At 58.1% G+C, this 14256-nt stretch carries 15 protein-coding genes; 11 read left to right on the forward strand and 4 right to left on the reverse strand.

Annotated elements, in window-relative coordinates; all coding sequences use genetic code 11:
• Positions 1 to 118: 118 nt before the first annotated feature.
• Genes GOV89_RS05205 through dusB form a run of 3 tightly spaced genes read right to left on the reverse strand, consistent with a single transcriptional unit; the run spans position 119 to position 3554 of the window.
• A complete protein-coding gene (locus tag GOV89_RS05205) occupies positions 119 to 1486 on the reverse strand; it encodes a response regulator (protein ID WP_171237686.1) in 1368 nt (455 codons plus the stop codon).
• Positions 1486 to 2574 carry a nitrogen regulation protein NR(II) gene (locus tag GOV89_RS05210; RefSeq protein ID WP_171237687.1) on the reverse strand — a complete coding sequence of 363 codons (1089 nt, stop codon included), beginning with the start codon at positions 2572 to 2574 and terminating at the stop codon, positions 1486 to 1488. The genes GOV89_RS05205 and GOV89_RS05210 overlap by 1 nt, the downstream gene beginning before the upstream one ends.
• Positions 2571 to 3554 carry a tRNA dihydrouridine synthase DusB gene (gene dusB, locus GOV89_RS05215; RefSeq protein WP_256368512.1) on the reverse strand — a complete coding sequence of 328 codons (984 nt, stop codon included), beginning with the start codon at positions 3552 to 3554 and terminating at the stop codon, positions 2571 to 2573. Before dusB ends, GOV89_RS05210 begins: the two co-directional genes overlap by 4 nt.
• Positions 3555 to 3736: 182 nt before the next feature.
• On the opposite strand from dusB, the gene GOV89_RS05220 reads away from it, so the two are divergent.
• The 6 genes from GOV89_RS05220 to GOV89_RS05245 all read left to right on the forward strand — a co-directional run bounded on the left by GOV89_RS05220 (position 3737) and on the right by GOV89_RS05245 (position 9717).
• The gene (locus GOV89_RS05220; protein ID WP_171237689.1) at positions 3737 to 4867 is read left to right on the forward strand and encodes a bifunctional 2-C-methyl-D-erythritol 4-phosphate cytidylyltransferase/2-C-methyl-D-erythritol 2,4-cyclodiphosphate synthase; all 1131 of its coding nucleotides are present in this window, start codon (positions 3737 to 3739) and stop codon (positions 4865 to 4867) included.
• A complete protein-coding gene (locus GOV89_RS05225; RefSeq protein WP_171237690.1) occupies positions 4864 to 5361 on the forward strand; it encodes a phosphatidylglycerophosphatase A in 498 nt (165 codons plus the stop codon). The genes GOV89_RS05220 and GOV89_RS05225 overlap by 4 nt, the downstream gene beginning before the upstream one ends.
• On the forward strand, positions 5358 to 5825 hold the full coding sequence (locus GOV89_RS05230; RefSeq protein ID WP_171237691.1) for a CinA family protein: 468 nt from the start codon (positions 5358 to 5360) through the stop codon (positions 5823 to 5825). The genes GOV89_RS05225 and GOV89_RS05230 overlap by 4 nt, the downstream gene beginning before the upstream one ends.
• 204 nt (positions 5826 to 6029) lie before the next feature.
• Complete coding sequence (locus tag GOV89_RS05235; protein WP_171237692.1) at positions 6030 to 7211, forward strand: ammonium transporter; 1182 nt, start codon at positions 6030 to 6032, stop codon at positions 7209 to 7211.
• 136 nt (positions 7212 to 7347) lie between these two features.
• Complete coding sequence (locus GOV89_RS05240) at positions 7348 to 8025, forward strand: orotate phosphoribosyltransferase (protein ID WP_171179948.1); 678 nt, start codon at positions 7348 to 7350, stop codon at positions 8023 to 8025.
• A 201-nt stretch (positions 8026 to 8226) separates the two neighbouring features.
• Complete coding sequence (locus GOV89_RS05245; RefSeq protein WP_171179946.1) at positions 8227 to 9717, forward strand: replicative DNA helicase; 1491 nt, start codon at positions 8227 to 8229, stop codon at positions 9715 to 9717.
• A gap of 254 nt (positions 9718 to 9971) precedes the next feature.
• Here the strand turns inward: GOV89_RS05245 and GOV89_RS05250 are convergent, their stop codons facing one another.
• Positions 9972 to 10511 carry a GNAT family N-acetyltransferase gene (locus tag GOV89_RS05250; protein ID WP_171179944.1) on the reverse strand — a complete coding sequence of 180 codons (540 nt, stop codon included), beginning with the start codon at positions 10509 to 10511 and terminating at the stop codon, positions 9972 to 9974.
• A gap of 241 nt (positions 10512 to 10752) precedes the next feature.
• Here GOV89_RS05250 and alr point away from each other — a divergent pair, with 241 nt between their 5' ends.
• The 5 genes from alr to GOV89_RS05275 are packed head-to-tail and all read left to right on the forward strand — an operon-like array spanning position 10753 to position 14216.
• Positions 10753 to 11787 (forward strand): alanine racemase, encoded by a 1035-nt coding sequence (gene alr, locus GOV89_RS05255; protein WP_171237693.1) that lies wholly within the window; start codon positions 10753 to 10755, stop codon positions 11785 to 11787.
• A complete protein-coding gene (locus tag GOV89_RS05260; protein ID WP_171179939.1) occupies positions 11784 to 12566 on the forward strand; it encodes an ABC transporter permease in 783 nt (260 codons plus the stop codon). Before alr ends, GOV89_RS05260 begins: the two co-directional genes overlap by 4 nt.
• A complete protein-coding gene (locus GOV89_RS05265) occupies positions 12563 to 13309 on the forward strand; it encodes an ABC transporter ATP-binding protein (protein ID WP_171237694.1) in 747 nt (248 codons plus the stop codon). The genes GOV89_RS05260 and GOV89_RS05265 overlap by 4 nt, the downstream gene beginning before the upstream one ends.
• Positions 13306 to 13749: a hypothetical protein gene (locus tag GOV89_RS05270; protein ID WP_171237695.1), complete on the forward strand. Its 444-nt coding sequence runs from the start codon at positions 13306 to 13308 to the stop codon at positions 13747 to 13749. The genes GOV89_RS05265 and GOV89_RS05270 overlap by 4 nt, the downstream gene beginning before the upstream one ends.
• 14 nt (positions 13750 to 13763) lie before the next feature.
• Positions 13764 to 14216 carry a paraquat-inducible protein A gene (locus GOV89_RS05275; RefSeq protein WP_171237696.1) on the forward strand — a complete coding sequence of 151 codons (453 nt, stop codon included), beginning with the start codon at positions 13764 to 13766 and terminating at the stop codon, positions 14214 to 14216.
• Positions 14217 to 14256: the final 40 nt, after the last annotated feature.

The raw sequence follows: 14256 nt of genomic DNA on the forward strand, positions 1-14256 counted from the left end.
TCTGTGCTCGGGTTGCCACCGTCTGCCCTCATCCTGATGTGCCGCGTTCGCGGCTTACCGCCATATATCGTGATCTTTTCCCAAAAGATGCCGGGATGCCACGGTTTGTGTGGCGATATTACATCAGTTTGCGGCGGCGTGTCACCTGAATATCGAGGTCAGTAATCTTTTTTCGCAACGTATTTCGGTTGATTCCCAGCAAATCGGCACATTTCGCCTGATTTCCGCCGGTTGCGTCCAGTGCAATTTCGATCAGCGGTGCCTCAACCTCACGCAAAATGCGCTGATACAGACCTGGCGGCGGCAAAATATTGCCGTGCAGGTCAAAATATCGACGCAAATGTCGCTCGACCGAGGTCGACAGTTTTTCACGCTCTCCGCCACTGAGAACCGGTTCAGCTTCGGGCTGGCTGCCCAGAACCATTTCCACTTCAGCCTTCGAGATTTCATCCGCCCGGCTTGTCAAGCTCAGCCTGCGCACTGCGTTTTCCAACTGTCTTACGTTACCGGGCCAGGAATAGCGCCGCACCAATTCTACCGCTTCGGGGCTGAGCCAGCGCTTTGCACCGCTTTCACGCTCTTCGCGGGCCAGAAAATGTTCCGCTAGCAGCGGAATGTCATCCACCCGTTCACGCAATGACGGCACATGAATGGTGGCACCGCACAACCGGTAATACAAATCCTGACGAATGCGCCCGGTTTCCATCCCTTCCGTCAGATCCGACTGGCTTGTGGCCATGAAACGCGGAACATGATCGCCGGGTGTATCCATCATGCGCACGATACGGGCCTGAACCTCATCTTCGATATCTGCGATTTCATCGATCAACAGCGTGCCGCCGCGAGCACGCGCCAAAACACGCGCGGGTCCTTCCAGATCCCGCAACTCTGCCGCCGTAACTGTAACAAAAGGTAATGTGCGCCGGTCCGAGAAGTCATGAATAGCGCGTGCAATCAGGGACTTACCTGTTCCACTTTCACCGGAAATCAGCACCGACAAATCGGTGTTCATTACCCGTGCGACCAACCTGTACAGGGCCTGCATCACCGGGGTGCGCCCGACCAAAGGCAATTCGTCCGGACGCTCGCCATCTACATGAGCCGTTTCGGGCTGTACCCGTTGCTTTTGATCCAAGGCCCGCGCGGTTCGTTTCATCAAGTCAGGTAGATCGAAAGGTTTCGGCAAGTAATCATAGGCGTCCGCCTCTGCCGCCTGAATCGCCGTCATGATCGTGTTTTGCGCCGAGATCACGATGACGGGCAGTCCGGGACGATCTTCGGCAATCTTTGGCAGCATTTCCAATCCGTTGCCATCTGGCATGACCACGTCCGAGATCACCACATCGCCCTTACCTTCCCCAACCCAGCGCATCAGCGTGGTCAGCGACGACGTTGCATGCACCTTGCACCCTGCACGCGTCAGGGCCTGTGTCAGAACGGTGCGGATCGTGCGGTCATCATCCGCAACCAGTACGGTGCCATCCATTAGGTGGTCTCCTTTTTGTGCTCGGCGACCTCGCGCGGCGCGCGGCGCAGCGACAGTTTGAATACGGTTCGCCCGGGAACGGACTCGGCTGAAATCCAGCCGTCATGGTCCGATATGATCTTACTCACCAGCGCCAGCCCCAGCCCGGTGCCATTTTCCTTGCCCGAGACAAAGGGGTCAAAAATGTCCCCGCGAATGTCCTCGGGCAACCCTGGTCCATCGTCGATAATCTCGATCTGCAAAGGCAATGAATGACCAGACCCATCGCTGCGGCGCAGACGGAAGGAATGTTCGAAGTAAGTCCGAAGCCGGATGGTTCCCCCCTGCGGCCCAGCAGCTTCGGATGCGTTCTTGAGCAGGTTCAGAACCACCTGCAACAATTGATCCGGGTCTCCGAAGGCCAACGGCAAGGACGGGTCGTAATCTTCAATGATCGTCATGTCCGCGCCAAACCCCAGCAAGGCTGACCGGCGGGCGCGATCCAGAACGTCATGGATATTGACTGGTTTGAAGTCGGGTTTCTGCAAGTTTCCGAATTGTTCAACCTGCTCCAGCAGCTTCACAATTCTGCGGCTTTCCGCCACGATTAAGTCTGTAAGTTCTAAATCTTGCGCCGGGATATTCATGCTCAGCAACTGCGCGGCGCCCGTGATCCCGGCCAAGGGGTTCTTGATCTCGTGGGCCAGCATCTCAGCCATGCCAATGGCCGATTGCGCGGCCGATTTGACCGTGTTGCCCCGTGTCATCCGCCCCGACAATTCGCGCGGCGAGATGATCATGATCATCGATCCAGGATATCCAACCAAAGGCGCGATCTGCAACGCGCATTGCAACGGTGCGCGGTTTCCTGATCCGGCGTCGACATCGTTGACAAAAAGCGGCGTACCATAGGTGCGCGCGCGCTCGAAAGCCTCTTCAAGCGGTGCATCTACGGCGATCTGATCCCACACGGGATGGCCGATCACAGCCTTGCGTGACGCGTTCAGAAACCCTTCACCTGCTGCATTTACATCGGAAATGCGATCGTCCGGATCAATGATGAAGGCCGGAACGGGCAATGAGTTCCAGATGCTGGCGTTCGAGTTCATGCCGCCACCTCGCCCGTCTCGCTCAGCGCATCCGCCAGCAGGCGCAACACTTCGTTTGGATCGCGTGAGGTCAGAACGGCTCGCCGCAAAGGCGCCGGTGTCGCGGCTTCATCCATGTACCATCCAAGATGCTTGCGGGCGACGCGCAGGCCGAGGTCCGCCCCATAGAAGGATAGCATCGCCTGATAATGCGCCTGCACCATGTCGATCAGATCCGCGCCGATCGGAACCTCAGGGGCCTCTGCCCCAAATAGGTCATGGCATACCTGCGCCAAGAGCCAGGGCTTGCCCTGCGCGCCGCGCCCGACCATCACCCCATCTGCACCGGACTGATCCAGCGCAGTCTGCGCGGCAGCGGTATCCACGATATCGCCATTGGCGATGACTGGAATCGACACAGCCTCTTTCACGGCCCGGATCGCCCGCCAATCGGCATGCCCTTTGTAAAACTGACACCGCGTGCGCCCGTGAATCGTGACCATCTGAATTCCGGCGTCCTGCGCTCGTCGCGCCACGTCTGGTGCGTTCAGCAGAGAGTCGTCCCAGCCTAGCCGGGTTTTCAAGGTCACCGGCACATCAACGGCACTGACCACGGCTTCGATCAGGGTCAGTGCGTGATCCGGCGTTTTCAGCAGCGCCGAACCAGAATAACCATTGGTCACTTTCTTGGCGGGACAGCCCATGTTGATGTCGATCACCCGCGCGCCCCTGTCGGCCACCTGACGGGCGGCTTCGGCCATCCAGTGCGCTTCACGCCCGGCCAATTGCACGGCAGTGTTTTCTACGTCCGCAGACAGTTCCGCACGTTCGCGCACGCCAGGCTTGGCTTGCACCATCTCCTGACTGGCGACCATTTCGCTTACCACCATGCCGGCACCAAACCGCATCACCAGATCGCGAAACGGGCGATCAGTGATTCCGGCCATCGGAGCCAGAAGGACCGGTGATGTTACTTCTTTTTCAGCGAGGCGCAGAGTCAACGTGCTTAATCCTTGGGCAGTTGCGGTTTTGATATCGAATTCCGCGCATATGAACAACAAAACGGCGCGAAACAAGCCCGCAAAATCATCAAATGCCTAACTTTTAATCGTTTTACCTTGGGTGATTGCCTCTGCTTTCACCGCCGCCTAAACACAGCCCAATACGAAGGAGCGCCCGAGACATGACTACAGCCGCCATCATAGTCGCCGCAGGGCGCGGGTTGCGCGCCGGAGGTGGCATACCCAAGCAGTGGCGCAGCCTTGCGGGCCGTCGCGTGGCAGACTGGACGATCGAGCGGTTCCGCGGACAGGTGGATCACATCGTACTTGTGCTTTCAGACGAAGACACCCCCGCATGGGAAGAGTTTCGCAATTCAGATCTGATCCTCGCATCTGGCGGATCAGATCGCTCAGGCTCAGTAAGTAGCGGATTGAAGGCCCTGGAAGGTCTGGGTGTGCAACATGTTCTGATCCACGACGTGGCCCGCCCTTGTGTCTCGTCGCGCATCATAAAGGACGTTTTGAACGCGCTGGAAACGCACCAAGCGGCTGCCCCGGGGCTTGCTGTCACGGATGCGCTGTGGGTTGGGCGGGATGGCGCTGTAACGGGCACGCAGGATCGCAATGGCCTCTATGCTGCGCAGACACCGCAGGGGTTTCACTTTGACGCCATCACAACCGCACACGCAGCCCATTCGGGCGGGGCTGCGGATGATGTGGAGGTCGCCCGTAAGGCGGGCCTTGATGTATGCATTGTCCCCGGCGACGCAGACAATCTAAAAATCACCCGACCCGAGGATTTTGCCCGGGCGGAACGGATAATGGGAACGGATATGGATGTAAGGCTTGGCAACGGGTATGACGTACACCGTTTTGGCGAGGGGGATCACGTTATCCTGTGTGGTGTGAAGGTGCCTCATGGGCGCGGATTGCAGGGACATTCAGATGCGGATGTCGGGATGCACGCCGTAACCGATGCGATCTACGGCGCTTTGGCGCAGGGTGACATTGGTCACCACTTCCCGCCCTCAGATCCGCAATGGAAGGGTGCTGCCAGCGAGATTTTTCTGCGCCATGCGGTCGAGCTGGCCGGGCAGATGGGATACCGCATTTCGAACGTCGATTGCACCTTAGTCTGCGAGTATCCAAAAATCGGCCCTCATGCCGCTGCCATGCGCGCTGAAATGTCTAAAATCATGGGGTTAAGCGCAGATCAGGTCTCGGTCAAGGCCACCACATCTGAGCGTTTGGGCTTTACTGGTCGCAGCGAAGGGATCGCCTCGCTCGCCACAGCCTGCTTGGTGAAACAATGACCACGGCACAGGTGATCGGTACGGTCGGCGGTGTCGGATATTTGCGCCCTGCCCCCGGAACCTGGGGATCCTTGGCGGCGCTGCCGATGGCTTGGATATTGCACACGTTGGGTGGGTTTCCCCTGCTGGCACTTGCAACACTGGCCGTTTTTGTTGGCGGCCTTTGGGCAACCCGCGTGATGACCGAGGGCCAAGATGATCACGACCCGTCAGAAATCGTCGTTGATGAGGTCGCAGGCCAGTTCATCGCGCTTTGGGCGATTTCTTACCCGTCTTGGGCCCATGGGATCGACATTACCGCCCTTTGGCCCGGTTGGGTGGCTGGGTTCATCCTGTTCCGCCTGTTCGATATCACCAAGCCCGGCCCCGTTGGCTGGGCCGACAGGCGTGGCGATCCGATGGGCGTTATGCTCGACGACGTCATCGCAGGCGTTTTCGCAGCCATCGGCGTGATGATACTGGCGGGAATAGCACACGGAGTACTGGGTCTGTGAACGTGAGCGAGCTGTTGGATTTTGCCAAGGCGCAGGGCGTGATGATCGCCACGGCTGAAAGCTGTACGGGCGGGATGGTGGCTGCGGCCCTGACCGATATTCCCGGCAGCTCCGCTGTGGTTGACCGGGGCTTTGTCACTTACACCAACGCAGCCAAACAGGACATGCTGGGTGTTTTGGCCGAAACGCTGGCCGCGCATGGCGCAGTGTCAGAGGAGGTCGCCCGCGAGATGGCAGACGGAGCCCTTCGCAATTCTCCGGCGCAGCTTGCCGTATCGATCACCGGCATTGCCGGACCGGGCGGATCCGAGTTCAAACCGGAAGGGCGAGTGTGTTTCGGACTGGCCCGCGACAGTAGAGACACTCGAACCGAAACCGTTGAATTTGGCGCATTGGGGCGAGATGCGGTCCGGCTGGCAGCGCGTGATCACGCGTTAGATCTACTTAAAGATGGCCTTTCCTAAACGCCCATTCCTTAGGCAAGATGCCTGAAAAGCCGCAAAAAATGTCATCACTTGAAGAAAAGGTGACATTTTAAGCGCCTTTAACAACTCTGCCTCTTTTTTCCTCACCTCTCCTCCGTTTCAAGGCTGCGCACACACTCACAAGGGTTCCGAGCGCCGACACAAAGCGTTCCGAACCAAACGCAGGGGAAAGGAGAACGGCCCATGAATGGAGCCGATACAGCCTGGATCATCGTTGCAACCGCACTGGTCCTTTTCATGACATTGCCAGGTCTTGCCCTGTTCTACGGCGGGCTTGTACGTGCCCGAAATGTACTCAGCGTGTTCATGCATTGCTTTTCAATCGCCTGTTTGATGAGCATTTTGTGGCTCGTTGCGGGCTACTCGATCGCCTTCGGCCCTGGCGAAAGCGGGGTTTGGGGTGGTTTGGGCAAAGCGTTCCTGAATGGTGTGGATGCCGATAGCCTTGCGGGTACTCTGCCCGAGATCCTGTTCTTCGCCTTTCAGATGACCTTTGCGATCATCACACCGGCCTTGATCGTTGGCGCCTATGTCGAACGTGTCGGCTTTGGCTTTGTCCTGACCTTTTCGGCCCTTTGGATGCTGCTCTGTTACGCGCCGGTCGTCCATTGGATCTGGGGCGGCGGCATGCTGGCTGATGGCGGCATTCTAGGCGAGATCGGCGTACGCGACTTTGCGGGCGGAATCGTAGTCCATGAAACCGCTGGTCTGGCTGCTCTGATCATCGCCGTCATACTTGGCCCGCGCCGCAACCGCACCACACCGCCGCACAACCCTGGCTATGTCATGGTTGGAGCCGCGATGCTTTGGGTCGGTTGGTTCGGCTTCAATGGCGGATCACAGCTGGCCGCAGACGGCGGGGCCGCGATGGCAATGACTGTTACGCATCTGTCCGCCGCAACCGCGTCGCTGACCTGGGCCCTGTGGGAACGTATCCGCTTTGGCAAGGCTTCCATGGTTGGTCTGGTCACAGGCACCATTGCTGGTCTGGCTTCGATCACCCCAGCCTCGGGCTTTGTGGGTCCGGTACAAGCACTGATCATCGGTGCGGTCGCCGGTATATTGTGTCAGGAAGCCGTCAATGTCATCCGCAACAAGCTAAACATCGACGACACACTGGATGTCTTTGCAGTACACGGCGTCGGCGGCATTTTCGGCACCATCATGATCGCTGCTTTTGGCCTTGGCACGTGGACCGCGCAGTTGGGCGGCCTGGTGATCGTGGGGGCCTTTACGACAGTTGTCACGATTGTGTTGGTGAAGGTGGTTGCACTTATCACCCCGCTTCGCGTAGACGCCGAAACCGAGACAAACGGGCTCGATCTTTCGGTACACGGGGAACGCGCCTACGACATGAGCAGCTAAGCCCACCTTGGCGCTCTGCCCGAAAGGGCGAAAAGCGGACCTCTTGGGGGTCCGCTTTTCTTTTTTGCCCTCTCGACTCCGGCCCAACGGTCGGGCTATCAGCCCGCAACGTGTTTTCAGCCCCGAGGTTTGCGCCATGATCCCCAGTTCCTTTCCCGACAGCACCGAAATCGCCCGCCTGACCGCGCGGATGCTGCTGGAGATCAAGGCCGTCCATTTCAACTCGCGTGAGCCGTTTACCCTGGCAAGCGGACTGCCCAGCCCGACCTATATCGACTGTCGCAAGCTGATCTCGTACCCGCGCATCCGTTCGACACTGATGGATTTCCTGACCGTGACCGTGATGCGCGAGGCCGGGTTCGAGGCGTTCGATAACATCGCCGGCGGCGAAACCGCAGGCATCCCCTTTGCCGCCATGGTTGCCGAGAGGATGGCGCTGCCGATGACCTATGTGCGCAAGAAACCCAAAGGCTATGGCCGCAACGCTCGGATCGAAGGCGCGATGAACGAAGGCGAGCGGGTGCTGCTGGTCGAGGATCTGACAACCGACGGTGGCTCGAAACTTTCCTTCGTGGACGCGATCCGCGAAACCGGCGCGACCTGCGGGCATACTGCGGTGATCTTCTACTACGGCATCTTTCCCGAAACCGAGAAAACACTGGGCGATCACGGTGTAAAGCTGCATTCGCTTTGCACTTGGTGGGATGTTCTTGCCGAGGCCAAGGCGCAAAAGGCCTTTGACGAAGAGACCCTTAGCGGCGTCGAGGCCTTCCTGAATGACCCGCGGGGGTGGCAGGAAGCGAATAAAAGCTGACGTCGCGAAATCAATTTTCTGAGCGGAAACAGTAGCAGGTCCGCGGACTTAATTCGCACTACATGTTGACGTACAGCCCCGTCATGCTTCAAGATGATGGGGCCCGGAGATATTCACAGCATATCCCCAGAAAACATACAATTTGCCCCGACTCGCAGGGCTAAGCTATGGACCATGTCCCAAGGGACGGTGAGAGCAGCAATGAACGAGATCAGCAGTATCGAGCAAGCAGCGGCACAGATTCAAAACGCAGAAACCATGCCGCATTCCATTGAGGCTGAACAGCAGCTTCTGGGCGCGATCCTGACCAATAACGACCTCTATGACCGGGTCGCCTCGATCATCGGGGCCGAGCATTTCTATGATCCGGTTCATGCCCGGATTTATGAAGTCGCCGCCGCCCGCATCGCTAAAAACGCGCTGGCCTCACCGGTCACACTGAAATCCTTCATGGGCGAAGATGAAGGCTTGAAGGAGCTGGGCGGCCCGGCCTATTTGGTCAAGCTTGCCGGTGCCTCGATCAGCGCCTTTGCTGTGCATGACTATGCCCAGATGATCTATGACCTCGCCATTCGGCGCGAGTTGATCCGACTTGGCCGCGACATTTCAGACAAGGCAGCGCGGGTCGAAGTCAGCAGTGAGCCAAAAGAACAAATCGTCGAGGCCGAGCAGCAGCTCTATCAGCTATCCGAGCAGGGCCAGACCGAACAAGGTTTTCAATCCTTCCTGAAGGCGGTCACAGAAGCCGTCAACGTCACCAATGAAGCGTACCAGCGCGGTGGTGGAATGGCGGGGATTTCCACCGGTCTGGCCGACTTGGACAAACAGCTTGGGGGCCTGCACCCCTCTGACCTGATCATTCTGGCCGGGCGTCCGTCGATGGGGAAAACCTCGCTGGCGACGAACGTAGCGTTCAACGTGGCCAAAGCCTACAAACGCGGACAGAAGCCGGATGGCTCGGAAGGCGCGATTGACGGTGGTGTGGTCGGGTTCTTCTCACTTGAGATGAGCGCCGAGCAGTTGGCGGGCCGTGTGCTGGCCGAAGCGTCCGAGATTTCCTCGCACAAGATCCGTCAAGGCGATATGACCGAGGCCGAGTTCCGCCGCTTCGTGGACGCGGCCAAGGAATTGGAAGCCTGCCCCCTGTTCATCGATGACACCCCGGCACTGCCGATCTCGCAGCTTGCCGCCCGTGCGCGTCGGCTCAAGCGGACGCATGGTCTGGACCTTCTGGTGATCGACTATCTGCAGCTTTGCCGAGGTATGTCCGACAACCGCGTGAACGAGATTGCCGAGATTTCGATGGGTATGAAGGCCATCGCCAAAGAACTGAATATCCCGGTCATCGCCCTGTCACAGCTGAGCCGTCAGGTCGAAAACCGCGACGATAAACGCCCGCAACTGTCCGACCTGCGGGAATCGGGCTCGATCGAGCAGGATGCCGATGTGGTGATGTTTGTGTTCCGCGAGGAATACTACAAGGAACGCGAAAAGCCCGGTGATCACGAGCTGGAAAAGATGGAAGAGTGGAAGCAGGCGATGGAACGCCTGCACGGCAAGGCCGAGGTCATTGTCGGCAAGCAACGCCACGGTCCCATTGGCACCGTCGAGCTTTCGTTCGAAGCCCAGTTCACACGCTTTGGCAATCTGGTCAAACCCTGGCAGCAGGGTGGCGAGATCGAAGGCTACTGAACAGGCGGTCTCTGACTTTTCCTGTTCCTCCGGCCGAAGCGATGGCGCATCAGCCACGCTGTGTTAGAACCGCTGAACAAAGCTTCCACAGCAACAGGTCTGCATCGCCGCCGGCGCTGCGGATTATGGCCGGCCATATCCCCAGACAACGGCCGCAAAAGAAGCTGGTGGCGCGCCATGTTCACAACAACAAGACAATGCTCGATTATTCTCTGAACTGGCGACAGGTCCTTTCGCGTACCGCACGATTCCCCTCACCAAAGCGATGGATTGTTCAATGCGGGCACGCAGCGCGACGGGCCTTTCAGCGGTGTCAGATCCTGACCATCCAATGACTGCCCCAGCCATCCGTGCGGATGGCTCAGCGCCAGCGGCGGTTGCGCGGTTGTCTCAGAGATCTGACCAAAGCCGGTTTTGCAATAGTACCCGGGATCGCCATAGGTCAGCGCCACATCCACACCAGCTGCGCGCAGGCAGTCCAACCCGTAAGAGATCAATGCCTGCCCCACGCCAGTCTTTTGATTGTCTGTCCTAACCGCCATGGGCGACAGGATGAATACGCAACGCGCGTCCTGCGGAAACATGATGCGCGAAAAGATGGCACAGCCCAGCAGTTGGCTTTCGCTATGCGCGGTGCAGACCAACAGGTCCTTTGATGGCGTGCTGTCGATCAGGTCTTGCACAAAGGCACCAATGACCACGCCTTCATCCGTGCCTTCAGACGCCGCAAAAACATCCTCGAAAAACTGGGCCACATTGAAGGGGCTATCAGCCAACCCGGTCGAAAACTTCATGACTTCCTCAATTCTCGCTGCTTTGTCATTGACTGAACAATGATGGAACGATCATTCTCGCAAGATCGCTTTAACACCAATGTGAAAACAATCGCAAAGCGAACCATTCACAGCGAAAAACCGCTAAAACGTCATGGTTTTCGGCGCCATCTGATGATTGGCAACATCGTGCAACGGAATACGCATCAGAAAAGCACCATTCCCTCTTGACCTTGGACAGCGCGATGTCATGAACAGTGCCATGAGTACTGCACGTTTGACGATCAATCTTCATGCGCTGGCCAGCAACTGGCGCGCGCTTGATGCGAAGACCGGGGTTGAAACCGGAGCCGTGGTCAAGGCCGATGCCTATGGGCTGGGTGTCGGGCCTGTCAGTGACACGCTGGCCGAAGAAGGCGTTCGCAAATTCTTTGTTGCCGCCGCCGAGGAAGGTGCTGCCGTGCGCGAGGCCGTGGGACCTGGCCCGATGATCGGTGTCTTTTCTGGGCATATGGAAGGCGACACGGATCTGCTGCGCGCGCACGACCTGACGCCTCTGATCAACTCGGCCGAACAGTTCCAGCGTCACCTGCAAGCACTCCCTGACCACACATTCGGCATTCAACTGGACAGCGGCATGAACCGTCTGGGGCTGGAGCCCGCAGACTGGGCCGAATTGCGCCCAAAGGCTGAGGCCTTGAACCCGGCGGTGGTCATGTCTCATCTGGCCTGTTCGGACGAGCCGGATCACCCGATGAACCATCAGCAGCTTAAGACCTTCCGCGAGATGACCGACGGCATCACTGCCCCGCGTTCGCTGGCCGCAACCGGAGGCACCTTACTGGGGCCAGAGTTCCATTTCGATTTCTGCCGCCCGGGTATCGGCCTTTATGGCGGTCTGCCGTTTGCTGGGGCCAAGCCGGTTGTCACCGTCGATCTGCCCGTCATTCAGGTACGCCAACTAGAGGTGGGCGAAACCGTCGGCTACGGCAACAGCTGGGTCGCACGCCGCCCGTCACGTATCGCGACCGTCGCGGCGGGCTATGCTGATGGCCTGCATCGTGCCATCGGCGGAGGGATTGACACTTTTGCCGGAAACCAGCCTTGCCCGGTGGTCGGCCGTATCTCGATGGACCTGATCACGGTGGATGTTACCGACTTGCCGAACGACCCGGAACGCCTGCGCATTCTCAACGGCCACCAGACTGTCGACGATCTGGCTGAAGCTGCCGGAACAATCGGTTACGAAATACTGACATCTCTCGGCAATCGCTATTCGCGGGGCTACGTGGAATGAACCCAATTTCCGCGCTTGGGGGGCTGGGCCGGGCTGTACTGAGCCTGATGGCAGCCTTTGGCCGGGTGGCCCTGTTTGCGCTGGATGCCATCTCGCATATCCTGCGCCCGCCTTTCTATCCGCGCGAGTTCGGAATGGCCTTGCTTAATATCGGTTGGCTTTCCCTGCCCGTGGTCGGCCTGACCGCTATCTTCACCGGCGGCGCGCTGGCGTTGCAAATCTACGCCGGCGGCGCGCGTTTCAACGCCGAAGCGGTGGTGCCTCAGATCGTCGCCATCGGTATGGTGCGAGAGCTTGGCCCGGTGCTGGTCGGCCTGATGATTGCTGCCCGCGTAACTTCTTCCATCGCTGCAGAGATCGCCACGATGAAAGTGACCGAACAGATCGACGCGCTTGTCACGCTGTCGACCCATCCGATGAAATACCTGACCGCTCCACGCGTGTTGGCTGCGCTGATCACCGTGCCCGCACTGGTCGCAGTGGGCGATATCATCGGCATTGCCGGAGGCTACACGGTTGCCACTCAAAATCTGGGCTTTAATCCGGCGGCCTATCTGAAGAACACGGTCGATTTCCTTGAAGCCCGCGACATCGTCTCGTCTTTGGTCAAAGGCGCAGTCTTCGGCCTGATCGCCGCCATCATGGGGTGCTATTACGGTATGAATTCCGGTCGCGGTGCACAGGGCGTGGGCCGCGCCACCAAAGGCTCGGTCGAGGCCGCAGCCGTGCTGATCCTGGCCGCAAACTTCGTTCTCACAGGGGTATTCTTCTCGCTATGATCCGGATGGAGAACGTACATAAAGCCTTTGGCGACAACCACGTATTGCAAGGTCTTAACCTTGAGATCCCCAAGGGCACTTCGATGGTTATCATCGGCGGGTCGGGCACCGGGAAATCGGTTGCGCTGAAATGTATCCTTGGCCTGATCCACCCCGACAGCGGCATGATTTATGTGGACGGAAAAGACGCCAGCAAAGGCGACCGCGACGCGTTTCTGGCCCGGTTCGGGATGCTGTTTCAGGGGGCCGCCCTGTTTGATTCACTGACCGTCTGGCAAAACGTTGCCTTCCGCCTGCTGCGTGGTTCTCTGAAACGTCCGACCGAGGAAGCGCGCGAAATCGCTATCGAAAAACTGCGGCGCGTGGGCCTGAAGTCCGACGTGGCCGACCGTTTTCCGGCCGAGCTGTCAGGGGGGATGCAAAAACGTGTGGGCCTTGCCCGTGCTATCGCCGCCGAGCCCGAGATCATCTTTTTCGACGAACCCACCACCGGCCTTGACCCGATCATGTCCGGCGTCATCAATGACCTGATCCGAGAAATCGTGACCGAGATGGGCGCCACCGCGATGACCATCACCCATGACATGAGCTCGGTCCGCGCGATTGCCGACAACGTCGCTATGCTGCACGGAGGCGTCATCCAATGGACCGGTCCCGTCGGGCAGATGGATGCCTCGGGTGATCCTTATGTCGAGCAGTTCATTAGTGGCAGTGCGGAGGGGCCGATTGAGGCGGTTCGGTGAACGGCGAAGTGACTCTGCTTGAAACTTCTAACTTTGTCAGAGATTTAGGCATCTACTATGTAGGCAGCCTTGTTGTCGCCGAAACCGTTGGCTCTATAGCAAAAGGCACCAAGCCAGCTTACAAAAGCTTATGGTCATCCAATACCGCGACACTCGAACGGCCTGAGAAAATAAAAGCTGTCAGTGTTAAGCCTAAGGACAAATCTAGCCTCAAGAGAGCTGTTTTTGCTTGGTCAGCCTTCTTAATTCTTTTCTCTCTCACGCTCGTTGTCATTTTCTGGTCTCAAACTACAGAACTGCTCTTACCTAACTTTATTATTGGTTCACTCTTCCTCGTGGTCAGGCTGTACAGGCGCAGAGACTATTTACGCAAATGGGATAGTTCACGTTTAAATCTGGACGTCGCTTGTTTTCTGATCTGTTTATTCCTTCTTATTTGACAAATAGTAAGAGAATGACCCTCCGCCTCGCCACCCTCTCGCTCCTGATCCTCTACCCCATCGCGTGGTTCGCTCCGCTGATGCGCGCGGGGTTCCTGCCGATCTTCGGCCTCAGCGAAATCAGCGTCATCACCGGGCTCCAGTCCTTGTGGAAATCCGACATCTTCCTCGCACTGATCGTCACCGTCTTCGCCCTCTTCGCGCCGTACATCAAAACCATCGGCACCGCGCTGATCCAATGGAACCTGCTGGATGCCCGCGTCCAACCCGCGCTGAATATCCTCGGCAAACTGGCCATGGCCGACGTTTTTCTGATCGCGCTTTACATCACATTGGCCAAGGGCATCTCTTACGCCACCGTTGAGACCGCATGGGGTCTTTATCTGTTCACGGCCTGTATTCTGGCATCCATCGCACTGGGTCATATTACAGAGATGACATCTGGTTCACGAAAAGCTCAGACCTAATTGATTGAAAACACATATCTAAGTATCATCTTTATATTTC

The organism is Ruegeria sp. HKCCA5763 (assembly GCF_013034545.1).
In the GTDB taxonomy this organism is placed as follows: Bacteria; Pseudomonadota; Alphaproteobacteria; order Rhodobacterales; family Rhodobacteraceae; genus Ruegeria.